The 18,469-nt window shown below is 63.4% G+C and carries 18 protein-coding genes; 12 read left to right on the forward strand and 6 right to left on the reverse strand.

Features of this window, described 5'->3' with window-relative positions; all coding sequences use genetic code 11:
- Positions 1 to 580: 580 nt before the first annotated feature.
- On the reverse strand, positions 581 to 856 hold the full coding sequence (locus ACXU4B_RS03895) for a hypothetical protein (protein WP_131407939.1): 276 nt from the start codon (positions 854 to 856) through the stop codon (positions 581 to 583).
- Positions 857 to 1,154: 298 nt separating this feature from the next.
- On the opposite strand from ACXU4B_RS03895, the gene ACXU4B_RS03900 reads away from it, so the two are divergent.
- Together ACXU4B_RS03900 and ACXU4B_RS03905 are read left to right on the forward strand one after the other, a co-directional pair.
- Positions 1,155 to 2,021, forward strand: a complete 867-nt coding sequence (locus tag ACXU4B_RS03900) for a 3-hydroxyacyl-CoA dehydrogenase (protein WP_131407941.1) — start codon at positions 1,155 to 1,157, stop codon at positions 2,019 to 2,021.
- Positions 2,022 to 2,237: 216 nt separating this feature from the next.
- Complete coding sequence (locus tag ACXU4B_RS03905) at positions 2,238 to 2,693, forward strand: PaaI family thioesterase (protein ID WP_131407943.1); 456 nt, start codon at positions 2,238 to 2,240, stop codon at positions 2,691 to 2,693.
- Between the two features lie 114 nt (positions 2,694 to 2,807).
- Here ACXU4B_RS03905 and ACXU4B_RS03910 read toward each other — a convergent pair whose 3' ends face one another.
- Positions 2,808 to 3,761, reverse strand: a complete 954-nt coding sequence (locus ACXU4B_RS03910) for a GlxA family transcriptional regulator (RefSeq protein WP_131407945.1) — start codon at positions 3,759 to 3,761, stop codon at positions 2,808 to 2,810.
- A 117-nt stretch (positions 3,762 to 3,878) separates the two neighbouring features.
- Between ACXU4B_RS03910 and ACXU4B_RS03915 the strand changes: the two genes are divergently transcribed.
- On the forward strand, positions 3,879 to 4,679 hold the full coding sequence (locus tag ACXU4B_RS03915) for an SDR family NAD(P)-dependent oxidoreductase (protein ID WP_131407947.1): 801 nt from the start codon (positions 3,879 to 3,881) through the stop codon (positions 4,677 to 4,679).
- Positions 4,680 to 4,794: 115 nt separating this feature from the next.
- Here ACXU4B_RS03915 and ACXU4B_RS03920 read toward each other — a convergent pair whose 3' ends face one another.
- Positions 4,795 to 5,775, reverse strand: coding sequence for a sensor histidine kinase (locus ACXU4B_RS03920; RefSeq protein WP_240734005.1), 981 nt, complete (start codon positions 5,773 to 5,775; stop codon positions 4,795 to 4,797).
- Between the two features lie 570 nt (positions 5,776 to 6,345).
- Here ACXU4B_RS03920 and ACXU4B_RS03925 point away from each other — a divergent pair.
- Positions 6,346 to 7,365, forward strand: a complete 1,020-nt coding sequence (locus ACXU4B_RS03925; RefSeq protein WP_131410327.1) for an alpha/beta fold hydrolase — start codon at positions 6,346 to 6,348, stop codon at positions 7,363 to 7,365.
- Positions 7,366 to 7,505: 140 nt separating this feature from the next.
- Here ACXU4B_RS03925 and ACXU4B_RS03930 read toward each other — a convergent pair whose 3' ends face one another.
- The gene (locus ACXU4B_RS03930) at positions 7,506 to 8,264 is read right to left on the reverse strand and encodes an alpha/beta fold hydrolase (RefSeq protein ID WP_131407949.1); all 759 of its coding nucleotides are present in this window, start codon (positions 8,262 to 8,264) and stop codon (positions 7,506 to 7,508) included.
- Between the two features lie 318 nt (positions 8,265 to 8,582).
- Here ACXU4B_RS03930 and ACXU4B_RS03935 point away from each other — a divergent pair, with 318 nt between their 5' ends.
- Positions 8,583 to 9,068 carry a winged helix-turn-helix transcriptional regulator gene (locus ACXU4B_RS03935; protein WP_131407951.1) on the forward strand — a complete coding sequence of 162 codons (486 nt, stop codon included), beginning with the start codon at positions 8,583 to 8,585 and terminating at the stop codon, positions 9,066 to 9,068.
- A 178-nt stretch (positions 9,069 to 9,246) separates the two neighbouring features.
- Here ACXU4B_RS03935 and ACXU4B_RS03940 read toward each other — a convergent pair whose 3' ends face one another.
- On the reverse strand, positions 9,247 to 10,140 hold the full coding sequence (locus tag ACXU4B_RS03940; protein ID WP_131407953.1) for a LysR family transcriptional regulator: 894 nt from the start codon (positions 10,138 to 10,140) through the stop codon (positions 9,247 to 9,249).
- A gap of 124 nt (positions 10,141 to 10,264) precedes the next feature.
- Here ACXU4B_RS03940 and ACXU4B_RS03945 point away from each other — a divergent pair, with 124 nt between their 5' ends.
- From ACXU4B_RS03945 to ACXU4B_RS03965, 5 genes are all read left to right on the forward strand, one after another.
- A complete protein-coding gene (locus ACXU4B_RS03945) occupies positions 10,265 to 11,296 on the forward strand; it encodes an NAD(P)H-quinone oxidoreductase (RefSeq protein ID WP_458910838.1) in 1,032 nt (343 codons plus the stop codon).
- Between the two features lie 453 nt (positions 11,297 to 11,749).
- Entirely contained in the window at positions 11,750 to 12,622 is an 873-nt protein-coding gene (locus ACXU4B_RS03950; protein WP_131407955.1) for a fumarylacetoacetate hydrolase family protein, read from the forward strand.
- 53 nt (positions 12,623 to 12,675) lie between these two features.
- Entirely contained in the window at positions 12,676 to 12,912 is a 237-nt protein-coding gene (locus ACXU4B_RS03955) for a hypothetical protein (protein WP_131407957.1), read from the forward strand.
- Between the two features lie 203 nt (positions 12,913 to 13,115).
- Positions 13,116 to 13,949, forward strand: a complete 834-nt coding sequence (locus tag ACXU4B_RS03960; RefSeq protein ID WP_131407960.1) for an enoyl-CoA hydratase/isomerase family protein — start codon at positions 13,116 to 13,118, stop codon at positions 13,947 to 13,949.
- 125 nt (positions 13,950 to 14,074) lie between these two features.
- Positions 14,075 to 15,472, forward strand: a complete 1,398-nt coding sequence (locus ACXU4B_RS03965) for an amidase family protein (RefSeq protein WP_131407962.1) — start codon at positions 14,075 to 14,077, stop codon at positions 15,470 to 15,472.
- 320 nt (positions 15,473 to 15,792) lie between these two features.
- Here ACXU4B_RS03965 and ACXU4B_RS03970 read toward each other — a convergent pair whose 3' ends face one another.
- On the reverse strand, positions 15,793 to 16,176 hold the full coding sequence (locus tag ACXU4B_RS03970) for a RidA family protein (RefSeq protein ID WP_131407964.1): 384 nt from the start codon (positions 16,174 to 16,176) through the stop codon (positions 15,793 to 15,795).
- A gap of 421 nt (positions 16,177 to 16,597) precedes the next feature.
- Between ACXU4B_RS03970 and ACXU4B_RS03975 the strand changes: the two genes are divergently transcribed.
- Both ACXU4B_RS03975 and ACXU4B_RS03980 read left to right on the forward strand, forming a co-directional pair.
- On the forward strand, positions 16,598 to 17,113 hold the full coding sequence (locus ACXU4B_RS03975) for a helix-turn-helix domain-containing protein (protein WP_458910839.1): 516 nt from the start codon (positions 16,598 to 16,600) through the stop codon (positions 17,111 to 17,113).
- A gap of 139 nt (positions 17,114 to 17,252) precedes the next feature.
- Complete coding sequence (locus tag ACXU4B_RS03980) at positions 17,253 to 18,212, forward strand: enoyl-CoA hydratase/isomerase family protein (protein ID WP_131407968.1); 960 nt, start codon at positions 17,253 to 17,255, stop codon at positions 18,210 to 18,212.
- The last annotated feature ends 257 nt before the right edge of the window (positions 18,213 to 18,469 follow it).

The raw sequence follows: 18,469 nt of genomic DNA on the forward strand, positions 1-18,469 counted from the left end.
CCCGGTCGGAAGTCGAGGGACACCAAGGTCGACTGCGCCAGGTCGCGACGGTGCCGTCGCAGGCGGTCAACTACGGTATTGGTGGCGTCACGCGACCGGATTCACGGAACAGGTTCCAGACCGAGCAGCGAGTCAGGGGCGGAGTCTAGGGATGGTTTGGCAGGAGCGATTGGCGAATCCTGTCCGCGCTTGATCATTATTGCCAGTGACGTGCCGGGCGCACCGATCGCAGCCACAGGATGCTTCGAGCCCTCACGGACGACATGGGTCGGCACCCGGGTGCTCCGCTCCACCCCATGCGGTCCGTTGGGGGCGTAAGCGGACCTCATCCCAACCAGTGACCTTCACTTGATGGTGGGGTCGCCGTCTTCGAACCCCTTCTTCAGGTACTGGTCACCTCGTCCTCGTCTTTGCTTTCCAGTGGGCTCATCGGTCCTCTCGCGGCGTGGCGACCGCATGATGCCCGCTGCTCTTCTTACAGGATTGTCAGGAGCCTGTCAGGCCAGGGCAAACGCCCGGCACATAGCCTATCCGTGCCCATCCTTGCTGATAGAACGTCAGAGGTGAATGCATGAACATGTCAAATTTGGCGAGACATACCGCCGCTACCGATCCGGCACCTTCCGTCGCGCTGCAGGAGCCAGGCGTTGGGGTAAGCGACATGCGGCAACACCTTTTCGCACTCGCCATGCTTATCGAGCCCGCTGTGGATAGGGTCGAAGAATGGTGGAGCGAGACATGCATTCGTGAGCTTGGCGGGGTCACCGCCGAGGTGCTTGTTGAGCGCGGCATGCATCGGCTCCTCGAGACTTTTCTGTTGCGCCTCGTCCTTTGCGACCACTATGGCGGCGATCATTGGGCCGCGCCTCATGCAGCTGTGCCACTCAGCCATGGGAACATCGGAAGCACGCGGCGCTCCTTTCAACGGTGATACGCACACGTTCAGCATCCCCATTAAGAATGGCCATGAGTCCCGAGGCAAGGTACGTGCCTTGTCACCATTCGCGCACGAATGATTGCCAGAGGAAGCGAAGTCATGGCGCATCCGACCGACCAACGTCCTGGCCGCACTTCATCACCTGACTTTGGCCGGACCTGTTCAACTGCAAGGGACAAGCCGTCTTGTACCCATGTGACTTCCGTAGGGATCCACCATGAGCAACAGCCTTCTTGTCCTTCATGCCGTTTCCGCGCACATGCTTTCCGCACCTGTGCGGGGTCGACTTCTGGACGCCCTGTTCGACAAGCAGGGCGGGACACCGGAGGGTATCGCCATTGACTATGTGAATAGCCACGTCTACTGGACAAATACCGGCGCGGACTGGTCAAAGAACGATGGCTTCATCGAGCGCGCCGACTTCGATGGCGCCAACAGGAAAGTCATCGTGCCGAAAGGCGCAACCTATACGCCAAAGCAAATGCAACTGGATGTTGACGCCGGGCTGATCTATTGGTGCGATCGCGAAGGAATGCGCGTCATGCGGTCGCGGCTTGATGGCTCCGATGTGACCGTCCTGGTCCAGACCGGAGTCACCCAATCCGATCGCGCGGATGAGCGGAACCATTGCGCTGGCATCGCGCTTGACCGTCATGGAGGCCAGATCTTCTGGACCCAGATGGGACCGGCCAAGGGTGGTAGAGGGCGCATCTTTAGCGCGCCAATGGATCTTCCCAAGGGCATGAATCCTGCCAGGCGTACCGATTTGCGTGTGCTGCTCGACAACTTGCCCGAGCCCATCGATCTTGAATGGGACGTGGCGAGCAATGCGCTTTACTGGACGGATCGCGGGTCCATGTCGCAGGGAAGCACGCTCAATCGTTGCCGATTCACGAATGGGATTCCAGGGAAGATCGAAACCCTGCTGTCAGACCTGCAGGAAGGAATCGACCTGGCCCTTGACACTGCGCACGATGAAGTCATCCTCAGCGATCTTGGCGGCATTCTCCGAACCGCGGTGTTGAGTGGGACCAGCCAGCCGCGCATCATTCGCCCTGGCATACCGATGAGCAGTCTTTCCTGATGGGGCGAAAGATGTCGCCCGATCCACTGCACGCAAGCATGAGCTGCGTGCATCGGACTCGCCAACCTACGGATCCGCATGCCACGCAGGCCTGCATGCAGCTCGTTCGCTCCTGTTTTCTGGACGGCCTGAACGAGTGAGTCGCACGTCGCAACGATTGAACGACGTCGCCGTTCATGGTTTAAGCTGCGTATCTTCCCGTTGCGAGCCGGACCCATGAAAGCCAATCCAGCCTATATTCGGGCCGTGCAGGAGAGCGTACGCGAGTCGCCCTACCTTCACCTCATCGGCATGGTCATCGACGCGCTCGAGATCGACAGCTGCGTCATTGGCCTGGACCTGGCCGAACGCCACTTGCAGCCGTTTGGCATTGTGCATGGGGGCGTTCTGGCCACGCTGATCGATACCGCGACGTTCTGGGCCGCGTTCCTGCGTCTGCCCCAAGATGCCGGCCTGGTGAACGTCGATCTCAAGCTCAACTACCTGAAGGCAGCGACGCGCGGCCATCTGCGCGCCGAGGGCCGCTGCCTGCGTCCCGGCCGGCAGATCAGCTATGCCGAAGCCCGCATACTCGACGAGGCGGGCGAACTGGTCGCGCACGGCACCTCCACGCTGATGGCCCTGCCGGGCAAGGGCCTGCAGCTGGGCGTGGCGAAGTTCCTGCCCGACTGACGGGCCTCACGCAGCCGTTCGCGCGATCATTTGCTCCACCTCGTCGCACCACGCGACATAGGCCTGTTTCGCCAGATTGCGCGGTCTGTCGCCTTTGGCCGAAGTGACCCGCACTTACGGGCCATGGGCCGACACGCCGCGCCGAACCGACTGAGGCGGAAGCCCAAAACCGCGCATGAAGGCTTCCCGCATATGGCGACGGTCGCGAAAGCCGGTCTCTTTGGCGATGACGTCAAGTGGATGACGGCTCTGCTCGATCATCAGTCGTGCCGCCTCAAGTCGCAGCCTCTCAATGGCCTTCGCCGGAGACTGTCCCGTTTCAAGCGTGAACACCCGGCTGAACTGGCGCGGGCTGAGGTGAGCCTTCTCCGCCAGTTCCTCGACGCTCAGTGGATGCTTGAGATGCCCGCGCGCATAGTTCAGGGCGCCCTGGATGCGATCGGACTTGGGAGCAAGCTCGAGCATCTCCGAATGTTGCGACTGGCCGCCGGCCCGTCGCTGCGGCATGACCAGGCCATGGGCCACCGAGCGCGCGGTTTCCTCACCCAGGTCCTTCTCGACCATCGCCAGCGCAAGATCCAGGCCGGCCGTCATTCCCGCAGACGTCCAGATCGTCCCATCGACGATATAGATGCGATCTTCCTCGACGTGGATGTCGGGAAAGCGCTTCTGCATCTCGCGCCCGAACATCCAGTGGGTCGTGGCGCGCCGCTGGGACAGCAAGCCTGCTTCGGCCAGCACGAATCCACCGGTGCAAATGCCGGCGATTCGCCGCGCCCGCTTCCCTGCCCTGCCTCCGAGGAACGCGACGACGCCCTCGGCAGGGGGCGAGTTGAGTGGATCGATGACGCCGGCAACCATCCAGGTGTCCACGTCGATCCGTCCACGCAGCGAGCGCGTGCTCACCGGCAGTCCGAGTGACGAGCGGACCTCTCCTCCGTCGATCGAAAAATTGCTGATCTTGTAGAACGCTTCGCCCACGATCGTGTTCGCGCACTCGAACACCGCTTGCGGGGCGAGCGCCATCACCTGAAAGCCGTCGCTGAGCAGAAAGCCGATTCGGTGCATGGGCCACCTCTGTTCTTGCCATGTCCTAAATTAGCACTATCGACGTCCTTTATGCCATGCCGAAGCAGGCCCAGAATGGCCTCATCCTGATCAACCACCCCAGGCGGAGTGACATTCATGAATACGAAACATCAAGGTACGGCCCTTGTTACGGGCGCATCGTCCGGCATCGGTGCAGTTTACGCCGAGCGCCTGGCGCGCCGAGGCTACGACCTGATCCTGGTCGCCCGTAACCGCGACCGGCTGGCAAGGCTTGCCGAGCGCATTACCAACGAAACCCACCGGAGCGTCGAAATCCTGGACGCGGACCTCAATGACCGTGTCGCACTTGCCGCGGTCGAAGAAAAGCTCAAGCAGGACGCCAGTATCACGCTGTTGGTCAACAACGCGGGCGTGGGCACCCACACCCCCCTGCTTGATAGCAACGTGGATGCCATGACGCGACTGATCGACCTCAACGTCACCGCGCTGACTCGCCTTACTTATGCCGCCGTTCCAGGCTTTGTCGCACGCGGCAAGGGCGCCATCATCAACATCTCGTCCATCGTGGCGATTTCGCCGGAGACGCTCAACGGCGTCTACGGCGGCAGCAAGGCCTTCGTCCTCGCCTTCAGTCAGTCTTTGCACCATGAACTCTCGGCGAAAGGGATCCAGGTACAAGCCGTGCTACCCGGCGCAACCGCGACCGATTTCTGGGAGGTTGGCGGCCTGCCGCTCGAGCATCTGCCCAAGGGCATCGTCATGTCCGCAGAAGATATGGTCGACGCGTCACTGACCGGCTTCGATCGCGGCGAACTGGTGACGATCCCCGCGCTGCACGCCGGCGAAGAGTGGGATGCCTACGAATCCGCCAGGCGAACGATGTCCCCGCATTTGTCGAGCAGTATCCCTGCGTCGCGATATGCGGCAGACCGATAAGCCCGATCCCGTGCGGCGAATCTGAAGGCATCAAGGGATGCATGTGCCGTGGCCACGACGCCTGGAGAAAGGAACGTCGTGGCGCACAGCTCCATGATCTGGCTGCTTCACCGTTCTAGGGCAGCGTTATGGCAGCCGTAAGACCACCGCCGCTGCGATTGGACAGGGACAGCGTGCCACCTATCGAGCTTATCAACTGGGCGGCAATGGCAAGGCCAAGCCCGGCTCCGCTGATGTCACTTTCGCGCGCAACGGCAAGCCGATAGAAGGGCTTGAGCACTTCCTTGAGTTCGCTTTCAGGAATGCCCTGGCCCCGGTCGGATACGGTCAGGCATAAGGCGCCGCGTGAATCCCGATGTGCGCCAATTTCAGCGGCTCCGCCGTACTTGATGGCATTGTCGATCAGATTGCCGAGGACGCGCCGCAGCGCATGGGGGCAAGTCGTGACGTGACCGCCGGCGGATGCAACCAGCGATACGGTTCGGCCCATGTCCTGATAGTCGAAGACCAGGCTCTCCAGAAAGGCCACCGGATCCATCTTGACCCGTGCCTTTTCGCCACCGAGCGTGCCCCGCGCGTAGGCCACACCCTCGCGAATCAGATGCTCCATTTCACGCAGATCGCCGACGATCTTCTGCTGCTCCGCGCAATCGTCCAGCCTCTCGACGCGCAGGCGCATGCGGGTGATCGGTGTCTGCAGATCGTGCGAGATCGAGGCAAGTATCTTGAAGTGCTCCGTGAGATGACCGCTGAGGCGTTCCTGCCTCGGGTCGAAGGCCATCACCGCCCCGGATTCCTCGTCGACCCCATGATCCGGAACCGTGGTGACCGCCGCCATGCCCATGTGTCCGATGCTCGAATCGTCCTGCGGGTGACTGCCTGCGCGGGCAAGTTGATGGGGGTCGAAGAGATTCGCCTGGTGCGCGTCGACGGGTCTGCTGGTCTCGCGATGGAATGCCTGGCTGAGTGGACCCGTTCGAGTCCCATCATGGGACGCAAGCACACGATCATGCGTCCGCCCGACCATGCGGTCGGTGCAAGTGGCAGGCAGGTTGGCGGCGGGGCCATGGGCCGAAGGGGCTTGGTTGCGCGTCATTGATAAAGGCTTTGGCAAGGATCCATGCATGACGACGAGTCGACTTCGGGCATCGGCCGCCACGGCAACTGATGTGCCGGTCAGCACAAACGCGCGCCGCTTGCGTCGACCGACGACGGCGTAGTCCCGGGGAAGCCGTTCCCGGTACCCGGTGCAAGGGCAATCACTGCACGTTTTGATGTCTTCATAGCTAAGGCTTCGCAGTGAAGACAGTCCTGGTTACAGCTCAACCTGAACAGATCCCCGTCATGAAGACCAGCATGTTCACGGCGACGCTTCCTGCGAGCCGCAGGCCTGCCTGGATCCGGTGGCCGGGCATCCGCGACTCCATCAAGGCGCCGACCCAGCTCTCGGTGCCCCGGCTCTGGCGGCGTGTTTTGTATCGAAATGTTTCAGGACCCGCCTGCTACACGTTTTCAGACTTCCGGCGCGCTCCCGGACACAGCCGGGATACGTCGCCGCGGTTTCCTGTGCACACCGAGTGACGCCTTGCCGCAGCGTTCCCACCAAGGCGGTCTTCCATGCGCTTCTGTCCTCGCCCGTCACCAGCACGCATTCCAGGAAATCACCATGAAGCACACGCATTTGGCGCTCGCCGCCGCACTTGCCCTCAGCCTTTCAAGCCTTGCCACGGCCGCACACGCTGAGGACCCGTTGCATCAGCAGTCCGCGCCGCTCGCCGCAGCGCAGGATCCCTGGGGTCCGCTGAAGCATGTCCACGCCGGCGTACTGGACGTCGCTTATGCAGAAATGGGTCCGGCCAACGGTCCGGTGGTGATCCTGCTGCATGGATGGCCCTATGACATCCATAGCTTTGAACAGGTCGCGCCTGCGCTGGCGGCGAAAGGCTACCGGGTGCTTGTCCCCTATGCGCGTGGGTACGGCGACACCCACTTCCTGTCTGACAGCACCGTGCGCAACGGTGAGCCTGCCGCACTGGCCAAGGATCTCGTCGACTTCATGGATGCCTTGCGGATCAAGCACGCCGTGCTGGGCGGCTTTGACTGGGGTGCGCGCTCGGCAGACATCGTGGCAACGCTGTGGCCGGAACGCGTGAAAGCATTGGTCACGGTGAGCGGTTACCTGATCGGCAGCCAGGAGTCCGGCGCTACCCCGCTGCCGCCCAAGGCCGAGCTGCAATGGTGGTACCAGTACTACTTCGCCACCGAGCGCGGTCGCGTCGGCTATGACAAATACCGCCATGACTTCGCCAAATTGATCTGGCAACTGGCCTCGCCGAAATGGAACTTTGATGATGCCACCTTCGAGCGAAGTGCAGCCGCGCTCGACAATCCGGATCAGGTAGCCATCGCCATCCACAACTATCGCTGGCGCCTGGATCTCGCCAAGGGCGAAACGCAATACGACGCCATGGAAAAGCGACTAGCTCAATTCTCGGCGATCACGGTTCCGACGATCGCCCTGGAAGGTGATGCGAATGGCGCACCGCACCCGCAGCCAGAAGCCTATGCGAAGAGGTTCGCGGGCAAGTATCAGTTCCGCCTGGTGCCCGGTGGCGTCGGCCACAACCTGCCGGAAGAAGCACCGCAAGCGTTCACGCAGGCCGTGATCGATGCCGATCACCTGTAATACGGCGCGGAAGGCCGACCGCCCCTTCCCTGCCCGTACGTTCGCACCATGGGGGACTGGCGAAGCCAGTCCCCTTTCTGCATCCACTGGCGATGGCGAGCCTTCGACCGGGTGCCAAGAGTTGCGTGGTGGACAAACGGTCAGTTCGATTGCCGGGCGGCCGTCTCGATGACCCGGGCGACGGCGTCCGGCTGGGACGCGTACACCGCATGGCTGGCGTTGACCTCGGTGACCTTCGCGCCGGAGCGCTTGTACATCCAGCGCTGAAGTTCCGGGTTGATGGCATGGTCCTGGGTGGTCAGGATGGCGTAGCTCGGCTTGACGCGCCAGGCGGCAACCGACGTTTGCGCGGCAAATACCTTGGCGGAAACCAGTTGCTGCGAGTTGGCCAGGTACTCGATGGCCGACGGCGGCAGATCCGCGGCAACGGTGGCATGGAACTTGGCCGGGTCGACGTAGAGGAAGCCGTCCGGCGTGGCCTGCACGGCATCGTTGGGCGGAGCAAACTTCGAGACCAGCTGGCCGATCGATTCGTTGGCGTCAGGCTGGAACGCAGCAACATAGACCAGCGCGCGCACCTTGGGATCGGTGCCGGCATCGGTGATGATGGAGCCGGCGTAACTGTGCCCCACCAGCACGACCGGCCCCGTCTGCTGATCGATGATGCGCCTGGTGGCCGCGATGTCCTCGGCCAGTCCGGTGAGCGGCTCCTGCACGACGCTGACATGGAAGCCGTCCTTCTTCAGGATTTCATAGACAGCCCGCCAACCCGAGCCATCCACGAATGCGCCGTGCACGAGGACAATGTCCTTCGCCACGGGCGTCGAATCGGCGTGTGCCGCCGTGGCCGCGATGACCGACAGCATGGCGCCGACTAACAGTTTTTGCAGCTTGATCACGACAGTCTCCAGAGTTGATGCATTGGGCGTCCATGAGAGGAAGGGCTGCCATCCGCTGGATGCCTCGATTGCCCGGCAGGTGGCTCTGCGCGCGTGACCGGGCGGATAAATCAAGGGATGTCAACCAAGCCCGATCGGGGTGACCCCGGCTCGACACCTGGAACGACTTGGCGTTCTGCTCGCTTCGGCGCCCTGCATGATCCACATGGGAGACTGCCACATACGGTTTCGTAATTAAACCTCTTATACGGCAGAGAGTTTTATAATGCAACCTCTTTGTGCTAGTCTCTGCACAATGCCTGCGGGAGTGCCCGGATCATGCGGCGCGTACGTCTAGAGAAGGCCACCTGCCCTGTCGCCAGGGCGCTCGATGCGATTGGCGACTGGTGGACGATGCTGATCGTCCGCGACGCGTTTGCCGGAAAGACCCGCTTCAGCGAGTTTCAGACGAGCCTGGGGCTCGCCAAGAACATCCTGAGCGAACGTCTGCGCATGCTCGTTGCCAACGGAGTCCTCGAAAAGCGTCCAGCCGCCGATGGCGGCGCCCGCAGCACATACCACCTCACCGAGAAAGGGCGTCAACTGCGTGTGATCCTGTTCGCCTTGCGTCAATGGGGCGAAGACCATCTCTTCGAAGATGGTGAAGAGATGACCGTGGTCCGGGATCATGAGAACCTGCCCATCGCTCGCCTCAGCATCCTCAATTCCGCCGGAGAGATCCTGGCGCCTGAAGACATCCAGGTGATCAAGGGACACAAGAGCAAGCGATCCAGGGGCAGAGGCGCGAGGTCAACCCTGGCGTAATGACAGGCCATGGGAATGCCGTGTCCTGTCGCCGGCCGGCAACCCATCCATCGACTGGCCAAACGCCGGACCACGGCCCTCATGGACGGTCTCAATCACCCTGATCGCCTGACCGACCGTTTCGGTCCCGACGCTTCGCATCAAGCCAGGCCGAGGTAACGCCCAGCCAGCGCCGCCCTCAGCCTTGCGAGCCATGTGCGAGCGGTGTCTCTTCGAATACCCGCACGATGTGGTCAATCATGGCGACGACACGCGCGGTATGCCTAAGATCCTTGTGCGTGACCATCCACACTTCATACGGTGATGCACTGGAGCGGTCCGGCCAGATGCGGACCAGGCCGTCGCGCTCAGCGATCGGCACGGGGAGTTCGCCAAGGCCAAGCCCCTCGCGCACGGCCGCGCGTAGCGTCAGGCTCGAGTTCAAACCGCCCACGATCCGCCCGCCAAGGATAGGCTCACCCGCCAGCGTCAGTTGTCGGCGTGCCTGCATATACGGCAGGTAGCACACGATGTCGTGCCCTTCGAAAGCCGTGCCAGGAACGGGCTCGCCATGCCGTTCAAGATAGTCGGCCGACGCATAGAGCCCCATCGGCCAGGTTGCCAGCTTGCGGGCGAGAAGATCGGGGTTCTCGGGCCGTATCGTGCGCACGGCAATATCTGCTTCGCGCTTCGCCAGGTTTTGAACTTGCGTCGAGGTGTCCAGCAGCACGCGTACGTTCGGGTGTTCTTCGTGCAGGCTCCGAATCGCGGGCATCACGAATTCGAGGCCGATCGAGTCGGTCGTCGTCACTCGGACTTCGCCGGCGAGGCGCTCGTCAACGCCCTGGGTCTGCCGAACGAGGTCGTTGGCTGATTGCTCCATCTTTTCCGCTGCACGCAGCGCAATCTCGCCCACCGAAGTCAGCGCATAGCCGCTCGATGTGCGCAAAAACAAAGTGGCTCCAAGAGCTCGCTCAAGGGCCGCGAGACGCCTGCCCACCGTCGCCTGGTCGAGCCCCACGGTCCGCGCCGCGCCGCGCAAACTGCGTTCGCGCTGGATGGCGAGAAAGATGCGAGTGTCGTCCCAGTTCACGGGGAGGCCCTGGCAGTGATGCAAATTTGCATTCGACGATGTGGAAATCGCTGCGCGAATTCATCGCCAGGCAAGCATATGCTTTTGCCTGGCAACAATCACTCAGCTAGTCGCGAGGCTCCCCATGTTCGACGCTCTCTCATCCGTGCCGGCAACCATGACGGCGATTGAAATCAGCCGCCCCGGCGGCCCTGAAGTGCTGGTCCCGGCGCAGCGGCAGGTGCCGCAGCCCGGCGCGGACGAAGTGCTGATCCGGGTCCATGCCGCGGGCGTGAACGGACCCGACGTATTCCAGCGCAAGGGCCTGTACGCACCCCCGCCGGGCGCATCCGACATACCGGGGCTCGAAATCGCCGGTGAGGTCGTCGCGGCAGGTTCGGCCGTGCAGCGGTTCAAGCGCGGCGATCTGGTCTGTGCGCTCGTCACGGGAGGCGGCTACGCGGAGTATGCGGTAGCCAATCAGAACGTCACCATGAAGCTGCCGGCCGGCCTCGGCATGACGGAGGCCGCGGCGATGCTGGAAACGCTGATGACGGTATGGATGAACCTGATCCAGCGCGGCAAGCTGCAGGCGGGTGAATCGGTGTTGATTCACGGCGGCGCCTCCGGCATCGGCACCACCGCGACCATGATTGCGAAGGCCATGGGGGCATCGAAGATCATCACCACCGTGGGCTCCGAGGCGCATCGCGAGGCGAGTCTGTTGCTTGGCGCAGATCACGCGATCCATTTTCTTGAAGAGGATTTCGTCACGAAGGTTGAAGAGTTCACCCATGGCAAGGGCGTGGACGTGATCCTCGACATCATTGCGGGAGACTACGTGGCGCGAAACTTCCAGGCCGCGGCGCTGAATGGACGTATCGTCCAGGTGAGCGTGCTCAAGGGCCCGGCCAAGGAGCTCGACCTGTTCCCGCTGATGTCGAAGCGCCTCACCCTCGTTGGCTCGACGCTGCGCTCGCGTACTTACCAGGAGAAGGCCGCCATCATTGCCGAGCTGGAGGCGCAAGTCTGGCCGCTCATCGATGCAGGGCAGTTCAAGCCGCAGGTCTATCGCTCCTTCGCGCTCGAACACGCCAGCGGAGCCCACGAGCTGATCGACTCGGGCGTGCACTTTGGCAAGATCGTGTTGACCACCTCGGCACACCTCGGCGCCTGACTGGCTAATGGGCTCCGGGCCATGGCGGACGCGGGCTCAGGCTCGCTTTCGCCACTTCCGTCGCCCACCTCGGCGGGCCGGAACCGGAGCTCGTTCCGGCTCGTTCCGGGGTCTCCTGCCGAGCCGCCTGTTTTTTATACATAGCGAGGCCATTGCGTACAATCAAGCGGTTCCGGGCTGCGCTAGCGTGGGTTGACGAGCTTCTTCCATGCCGCGGCCACGCGAGGGCCGCGAGGAAACCCACGATGGCAAGCGCCTCCGCCCTGCCCGGTCGATTGTCCGCGCACATCGAATCGCGTCCCGCCTCGCGACACGCATTCGATCCGATCTGCGGCTCGCGGACATCCAACACGTTGGGCGGCCCCATGGGTGGCGCCATCGTTTCGACCCCAGCCTCGCAGCACCGAGCGGAAACGACGCTCTTCTCAATCACCGCCTCAAAAGGAGAAGCCCATGCGCCTCGTCCATTTCGAGATGGGTGGCGTCGCCGGCATTGCGGCCGATGAAGGCTCGGGCTGGCACGGCCTGGTCGAGCACGAAGACGGATTTCCAGGCATGCTGCCGGCACTCATTGCGCAAGGCGCGGATCTGCTGCGCATAGGCAGGGAACTCCTTCCCGAGCGCGCCATCGATCTGAGCGCAGTCCGGCTGCTGCCTCCGGTACCAACGCCACCGAAGATCCTCTGCGTCGGCCTGAACTACGATGACCACCTCGAGGAAAGCGGCCTCCAGAAACCCGTCTATCCGGAAATCTTCGCGCGCTTCGCGACAAGCCTGATCGCGCACGGCGAACCCATCCGCCTCCCACCCGAATCGCCCGCGCTGGACTTTGAGTCGGAGCTTGCCGTGGTGATCGGCAAGGGCGGCCGCCGCATCAGCCGCCAGAGCGCCCTCGACCACGTGGCGGGCTACTCCCTGTTCAACGATGCGACGATCCGCGACTTTCAGATGCGTACGCCGCAATGGACGATGGGCAAGAATTTCGACGGAACCGGGGCGTTCGGCCCCTGGCTGGTGACGCCCGACGCCCTGCCACCGGGCGCCCGCGGCCTGCGCATCCAGGGCCGCCTGAACGGTCAGGTGATGCAGGACTCGTCGACCGAGCTGCTCATCTTCGATGTCCCCGCACTGATCGACATGATCAGCGTCGCGATCAGTCTTGAGCCGGGCGACGTGATCATCACCGGGACGCCTGGCGGCATCGGAGCCACGCGGAAACCACCGGTCTTCATGCAGCCGGGCGATGTCTTCGAAGTGGAGATCGAGCGGATGGGTGTCCTGAGCAATCCCGTCCAGCGCGATTCAGCAGGGGATGCACCGCCATGAGAAAACTGTTTTCCGTGACCCCTGCGCGCATAGGGCGGAGCAATGGGCCGCCCATGAGCGACGCGGTGTCTGCCTCCCTGATCGATGGCACGATCGGCGACGTGCCGGCCAACAACTCCGGTGACGTGCGCTGCACGGTCAAGAACGACGCGTATCAGACCGCCGCGGCGATGACGTTCGTGACAGCCTCCGGCACGATCATCGACACAGTGGCTGCCGACCCTCGAGGTCAAGGCCATTGTCGATGCAAACCCGGCCGAGGCTTATATCTCGGCAAACCGGACCTGTGAGATGGGCCTTCGGCATGCGACCGGGCGACCGTATGAGTCGTTTGTCTTTCTGCTCGAGGAACTGAGTCGTCCGGAGGCGCACTGACGGCAGCTCGCAAGTCCATCCAGACCTCGCCTTGCCGTACCAGGCCATGGAAGTCGGAAGACGCGGTTACTGCGGAAGCCGGGCATGACCGGGACGATCACGAAAAAGGAGCCAAGCCATGCCATATGGCGATTACCAGTGTTTTCAGATTTCGTTCGATGCCGGAGTGGCCTTCGTCAGCATCAATCATCCGCCGATCAATCTACTTGACGAAGTGCTGTCCCCGGAATTCGACAGGCTCGGCAGGGAGCTCGAACTCGACCCGAACGTCCGGGTGATCGTCCTGCAGAGCGCCCTGCCCGATTTCTTCATTGCACACTCTGGCCTGGGCAGGGTTGGCGCGGCTTCCAAATTCGTGTCGCACACGCGCAGCTTTCGCGTTACGCAGATGATCGGTGAGCGCTTCAGGAACATGGCCAAGGTAACGATCGCCAAAATCGAAGGCCGATGCCGGGGCGGCGGAAGCGAGATCGCGCTGGCTGCGGACATGTGTTTTGCCGCGTCAGGGAAAGCAGTCTTTGGCCATCCGGAGGTGGCGGTGGGCCTTGTCCCTGGCGGCGGCGCCACGCAACGTTTGCCGCGCGTCATGGGCCGGGCTCGCGCGCTGGAGGTGCTCCTGGGTTGCAATGACTTCCCGGCTGAACTGGCCGAGCTCTATGGCTATATCAACCGGGCATTGCCAGCGGACGAGTTGACGCCGTTTGTCGAAAAGCTTGCGCACCGCATCGCCTCGTTTCCGGCGCATGCCATCGCCCACGCCAAGGCGGCTGTAGACAGGGGAACCTTCGGCTCCCTGGCAGAGGGGCTGCTGGTCGAAGCCCATGAGTCCGATCTGAGCGTCGCCAGCGAGGTGTCGCAGGCCCGCGTGCAGGAAGCCTTGAAGGTCGGAGCCGAGACCTATGAGGGTGAACTGGAAATGGATTTCCTCGAAAGACTTTCTCCGGGGAAATAGCCATGCAGATGGAGACGAAGCCTGGCGAGCCGATGCGCACAGGTGTTCTATGAGCTGAGTTAGGTGCCTCCTAAGTTTGATCAACCGTTCTTCTTTCGTTTGATCAAGCCATTCCTGGAGGCAACATGACTGAACTCTGGCGCAAGTCGGCGAGTGAACTTGCCGGGCTGGTCCGCTCACGCGAGGTGTCCGCGCGGGAGGTGGCCGAAGATGCCTTGCGACGGCTCCATGCCGTCAATCCACGCATTAACGCCATCGTGGAGAGTCGCCCTGACGAGGTGCTTCAGCAGGCGGACCAGGTCGACGCGGCGCTGTCCCGTGGCGATAACCCCGGGCCGCTCGCTGGCGTGCCGGTCACGGTGAAGATCAACACCGATGCGGAAGGCTACGCCACCACCAACGGCTCGCACCTGCAGGAGCAACTGATCGCCCGCTCCAACAGCCCGGCAGTCGACCATCTTTTGCGTGCCGGCGCCGTGATGCTGGGTCGCAGCAACTCACCGACGTTCGCGTTGCGCTGGTTCACCAGCAACCTCATACACGGCAAGACACTCAACCCGCGCGATGCGCGGCTCACGCCGGGCGGGTCATCGGGGGGCGGCGCCGCAGCGGTTGCGTCTGGCGTCGGCAGCATTGCATTGGGCACCGACATCGGTGGCTCGCTGCGCCATCCCGCCTACGCCTGCGGTATCCACGGGCTGCGCCCCAGCTTTGGCCGCGTGCCTGCCTACAACGCATCCTCGCCCGAACGCGGCATCGGACCGCAACTGATGTCCGCCACCGGCCCCATGGCGCGCACGATACAAGACATCGCGCTAGGCCTCTCGGTGATGTCGGCCGCTGACTTGCGCGACCCCTGGTACATCCACCTGCCGCTGATTGGTCCGGCCATGCCAAGGCACGCCGCGCTATGCCTGCGCCCGGGCGGCATGGCCATCGCTCCGGAGGTGGAGGCAGCCCTGTGGGATGCACGCGAGCGGCTGACGGATGCCGGCTGGCAGGTCGAGGAAATCCACGACACGCCGTCGGTCACCGAAGCCGCCGAAATCCAGGAGCATCTATGGCTTGGAGACGGCTTCGCCAATCTGGTCGCCGCGGTGGAACGCGATGGCGACCCTGGTGCGCGGGTCGTCGTCGAAGGCGTGCGCGACCATGTGGCAGCGCTGGCCCCAGACGCCGTGGCCAAGGCTCTCGTGCGTCGCGCCACTGCCGCCCGGGAATGGCAGTTGTTCTTCGCGCGCCACCCCGTCTTGCTGGTACCTGTATCCGCAGAACTCCCCTTCCCGGACGACCTGGATCTGCAGGGACCCGAAGGCTTCCGGCGCGTGTGGGACGCGCAACTGCTGTTGCGCGCGTTCCCGGCGGTCGGCTTGCCTGGCCTGGCGGTCGCCACCGGCAGCGCGAACGGTACGCCCGTCGGTGTGCAGCTCGTGTCCGCGCGCTTCAGGGAAGATCTCTGCCTGCTGGCCGGCGCGGATATCGAGGCGCGTGGCGAGCGCATTGTGGCGACCGATCCAGCCTGACTCTCCCGCTTGTCTCGAAATCGTGGCCATGCATGCGGGACGATGCATGGCCACGCACGGTCATGCACCGCGAAAGCGCACCGAAGTACGGCGCGACACGCTCACATGCCGAGCGCCATCCGGGCCGGATCCGTGGACTGGCTGGACGCCGCACGCAACGGCGCCCGCTTCGAATGTCTCCACGAAGGGTTCCGCGACGGTCCTGCTCACGCTGTTTTCTTCTGATTGATTCGATGCGGCCGGCGACACGCAGGCACGGGTATGTGCCATGCGTGCGCCGGCGTTGCCGTGGTAGCCGGGTGAGTGGGATGCCTGCGGCATCAGTCAAGCAGCAGGATCCCTTCGACCTCGATGCGCAAGCCCTGCGGCAGGCCGGCAACACGCACGGCGGCGCGCGCGGGGTAAGGCGCCGTGAAGTATTCGCCCATGATGGCGTTGAGGGTGGGCGAGTCAGCAAGGTCCGTAAGGTAGGCATTGAGCTTGACCATGCGCGACAGATCACCGCCGGCGGCTTCCGCCACTGCCCTCAGGTTGCGAAAGACCTGGTGGATTTCGGCCTCGACTGTGTCGTTCACCGGACGCTTCGTCTGCGGACAGATGGGCAACTGGCCCGAAAGGTAAACCGTGTTGCCGCATCTCACGGCCTGGCTGTATGGACCGATCGCGGCAGGCGCATGCTCGGTGTGAATGATGCTGCGTTCCATTGGGGTACTCCCGTGTGTTGTCGTTCGCGCAACATAGACACGGCCAGACCGGGGCCATAGAACAGCAGTGCGCATGCGTCGACGGCGACGCACGGCAGCGCAGGCGTCGTTGCGCGTTCTTCGCGATCGGATGGCCGATCCATGGAACCGGCAGCAGGGCCGACACCTTTTTTTGTATCCGAACGTATCCGACGCTGCCGCTTACACACTTCGCCGCGCCCGTCGCCGCAGATGACACATCCGGGATACGTCATGACGGTTTCCTGAGCCCGCCGGCCAGCAGCTCGTGACCACGGCCTGGTGGCCAGCTTGACGCCTTGAGGGAAGCAAGAGCGACCCGAGCCGCCACAGGCTGACGATTTGTGTGGATATCGAACACGACCACGGCGCACTTGCGCGCCGGACTCACCGGACGGGACCTGTGACTTACCTGGATGCCAAACACCACGACGGCGCAAGCAGGCGCCCCGGCGACCACCATGAAAGGGGCGGCGCCGATGGCCACATCCCGCCGGGACTAGCTGCCGTCCGGAACCGCGGCCTGCCGCATCCCTCCCTGTGCAGGGTCATGGACGCTATCCATCAGCGACTGGGCGAGAAAGTGACGCTACAGGAAATCGCCGAGGCTGCCTGCATGAGCCGCTTCCATTTTGCGCGCTTGTTTCGACGCAGCACCGGCTACAGCCCGATGGAATACCTGCTGCACGCACGACTGGAGCAGGCGAAGGCATTGCTTCGCCAGCGGGCCATGCGGATAAGTGATATCGCCGTCGAGATCGGCTTTGCCGACCAGAGTCATCTGACCCGGCACTTTCGCCGCGCCGTTGGCATGACACCACTCCAGTACGCACGCCGATGCCTGCAGACCCGCCCGCCTGCGAGGCCCAAAAGCAACACGGCAGGCCTCGTCTGGCCCGGCCTCATTCCACGCGAGTAATACGACCCTCCTCCGCATGCGGTGCGCGGGACCGGATTCTTCCGCCCGGCGGAACAGTGGCTTTCGAGCCACGTCGATTCTCATCGCGCATGCGCAGGCGGAGCATTCCATCCATCCCATCACCCAGAGAGTCTTTCCGATGAAACTCCACCCAATCGCCGCCGCACTGGTTGCCGGCGCCATGGCCGCCACTCTCCCCGCTCTTGCCAGTGCCGCCGAATCGGCGCCCTCTCCGCCGGCGACGGAACACGCCGCCCACCCCAGCCACAAGCAGGAAGTGCGCATTACGCGCGTGACGCCCGAATACTGGCGCATCACGATGGACAATCCGCCCTACAACATCTTCGGGCCGGAAACGATTCCACAGCTCAACGACGCAATCACCCAGATCGAGACCGACCCGCGCGTCAAGGTCGTGGTGTTCGATAGTGCGGTGCCGGGCTTCTTCCTGACGCACTACAACTTTGTTCCGCCCCTTTCGGATACCACCAGCATGGCGCCGGGCCGCACGGGACTTCCGCCGCTCCCCGATATGCTGGCCCGCCTGAGCCGCGCACCCGTCGTGTCGATTGCGCTGATCCGCGGTCGGGCCACGGGCGTCGGCAGCGAGCTCGCCCTCGCGAGCGACATGCGCTTTGCCAGCCGCGAAAAAGCCGTGCTCTCGCAGTTCGAAATCGGTGCCGGCTTCACGCCGGGTGGCGGCCCGATGGCTCGCCTGCCTCGCCTGATCGGTCGGGGACGTGCGCTCGAAGTGCTGCTCAGCGGCGATGACATCAATGGCGAACTCGCCGAGCGTTATGGCTACGTGAACCGCGCCTTCCCCGACGCGGAGCTGGACGGGTTTGTCGACAACCTCGCTCGTCGCATCTCCAGGTTCGACAAGCAGACCCTTGCCGACATCAAGCAGCGCGTGGACATCGTCAGCCTGCCTCCGGACAAGGAGCTTGGTGGCGAGTGGGATTCGTTCATTACTTCGGTGCAACGCCCGCAAGCGCAGGCTCGCATCCAGCAGTTGATGAAGCTCGGCTTGCAGACCAAGCCCGACGTCGAAGTGAACCTTCCGCATTACACGGGCTTGCTCGACGATCCCGCGAAGTGATCGAAGGCCTCGTGGTGGCGGGCCCATGTCCTGTGCCCGCTGCCATAAGTGCCTGGGTTAAAGGCCCGTTCGCCCCTGATCCCGTCCAAACGCTCGGGCGTGGAAGCGAATGCCACGATGCGTGGCACCAGCACTTTCCGCCACGGTCGCAAACATTCGCGACCAGGATTCGGCCGCTGCCAACGACGGCGCTGTCGTCGATGCGCGCCGCCGGATCACCCCGCGTCCCACAGGAATCCATGGTCGCTCCTGATCTT

It is taken from the genome of Dyella soli (genome assembly GCF_054482295.1).

Bases quoted from the DNA above. Each gene is read 5' to 3' on its own strand.
- ACXU4B_RS03910 (WP_131407945.1), bottom strand. From the start codon at position 3,761: ATGCACCGAATCGGCTTTCTGCTCAGCGACGGCTTTCAGGTGATGGCG.
- ACXU4B_RS03925 (WP_131410327.1), top strand. From the start codon at position 6,346: ATGAAGCACACGCATTTGGCGCTCGCCGCCGCACTTGCCCTCAGCCTT.
- ACXU4B_RS03950 (WP_131407955.1), top strand. From the start codon at position 11,750: ATGCGCCTCGTCCATTTCGAGATGGGTGGCGTCGCCGGCATTGCGGCC.
- ACXU4B_RS03935 (WP_131407951.1), top strand. From the start codon at position 8,583: ATGCGGCGCGTACGTCTAGAGAAGGCCACCTGCCCTGTCGCCAGGGCG.
- ACXU4B_RS03970 (WP_131407964.1), bottom strand. From the start codon at position 16,176: ATGGAACGCAGCATCATTCACACCGAGCATGCGCCTGCCGCGATCGGT.
- ACXU4B_RS03965 (WP_131407962.1), top strand. From the start codon at position 14,075: ATGACTGAACTCTGGCGCAAGTCGGCGAGTGAACTTGCCGGGCTGGTC.
- ACXU4B_RS03980 (WP_131407968.1), top strand. From the start codon at position 17,253: ATGAAACTCCACCCAATCGCCGCCGCACTGGTTGCCGGCGCCATGGCC.
- ACXU4B_RS03895 (WP_131407939.1), bottom strand. From the start codon at position 856: ATGATCGCCGCCATAGTGGTCGCAAAGGACGAGGCGCAACAGAAAAGT.
- ACXU4B_RS03960 (WP_131407960.1), top strand. From the start codon at position 13,116: ATGCCATATGGCGATTACCAGTGTTTTCAGATTTCGTTCGATGCCGGA.
- ACXU4B_RS03900 (WP_131407941.1), top strand. From the start codon at position 1,155: ATGAGCAACAGCCTTCTTGTCCTTCATGCCGTTTCCGCGCACATGCTT.
- ACXU4B_RS03955 (WP_131407957.1), top strand. From the start codon at position 12,676: ATGAGCGACGCGGTGTCTGCCTCCCTGATCGATGGCACGATCGGCGAC.
- ACXU4B_RS03915 (WP_131407947.1), top strand. From the start codon at position 3,879: ATGAATACGAAACATCAAGGTACGGCCCTTGTTACGGGCGCATCGTCC.
- ACXU4B_RS03945 (WP_458910838.1), top strand. From the start codon at position 10,265: ATGTTCGACGCTCTCTCATCCGTGCCGGCAACCATGACGGCGATTGAA.
- ACXU4B_RS03905 (WP_131407943.1), top strand. From the start codon at position 2,238: ATGAAAGCCAATCCAGCCTATATTCGGGCCGTGCAGGAGAGCGTACGC.
- ACXU4B_RS03920 (WP_240734005.1), bottom strand. From the start codon at position 5,775: ATGACGCGCAACCAAGCCCCTTCGGCCCATGGCCCCGCCGCCAACCTG.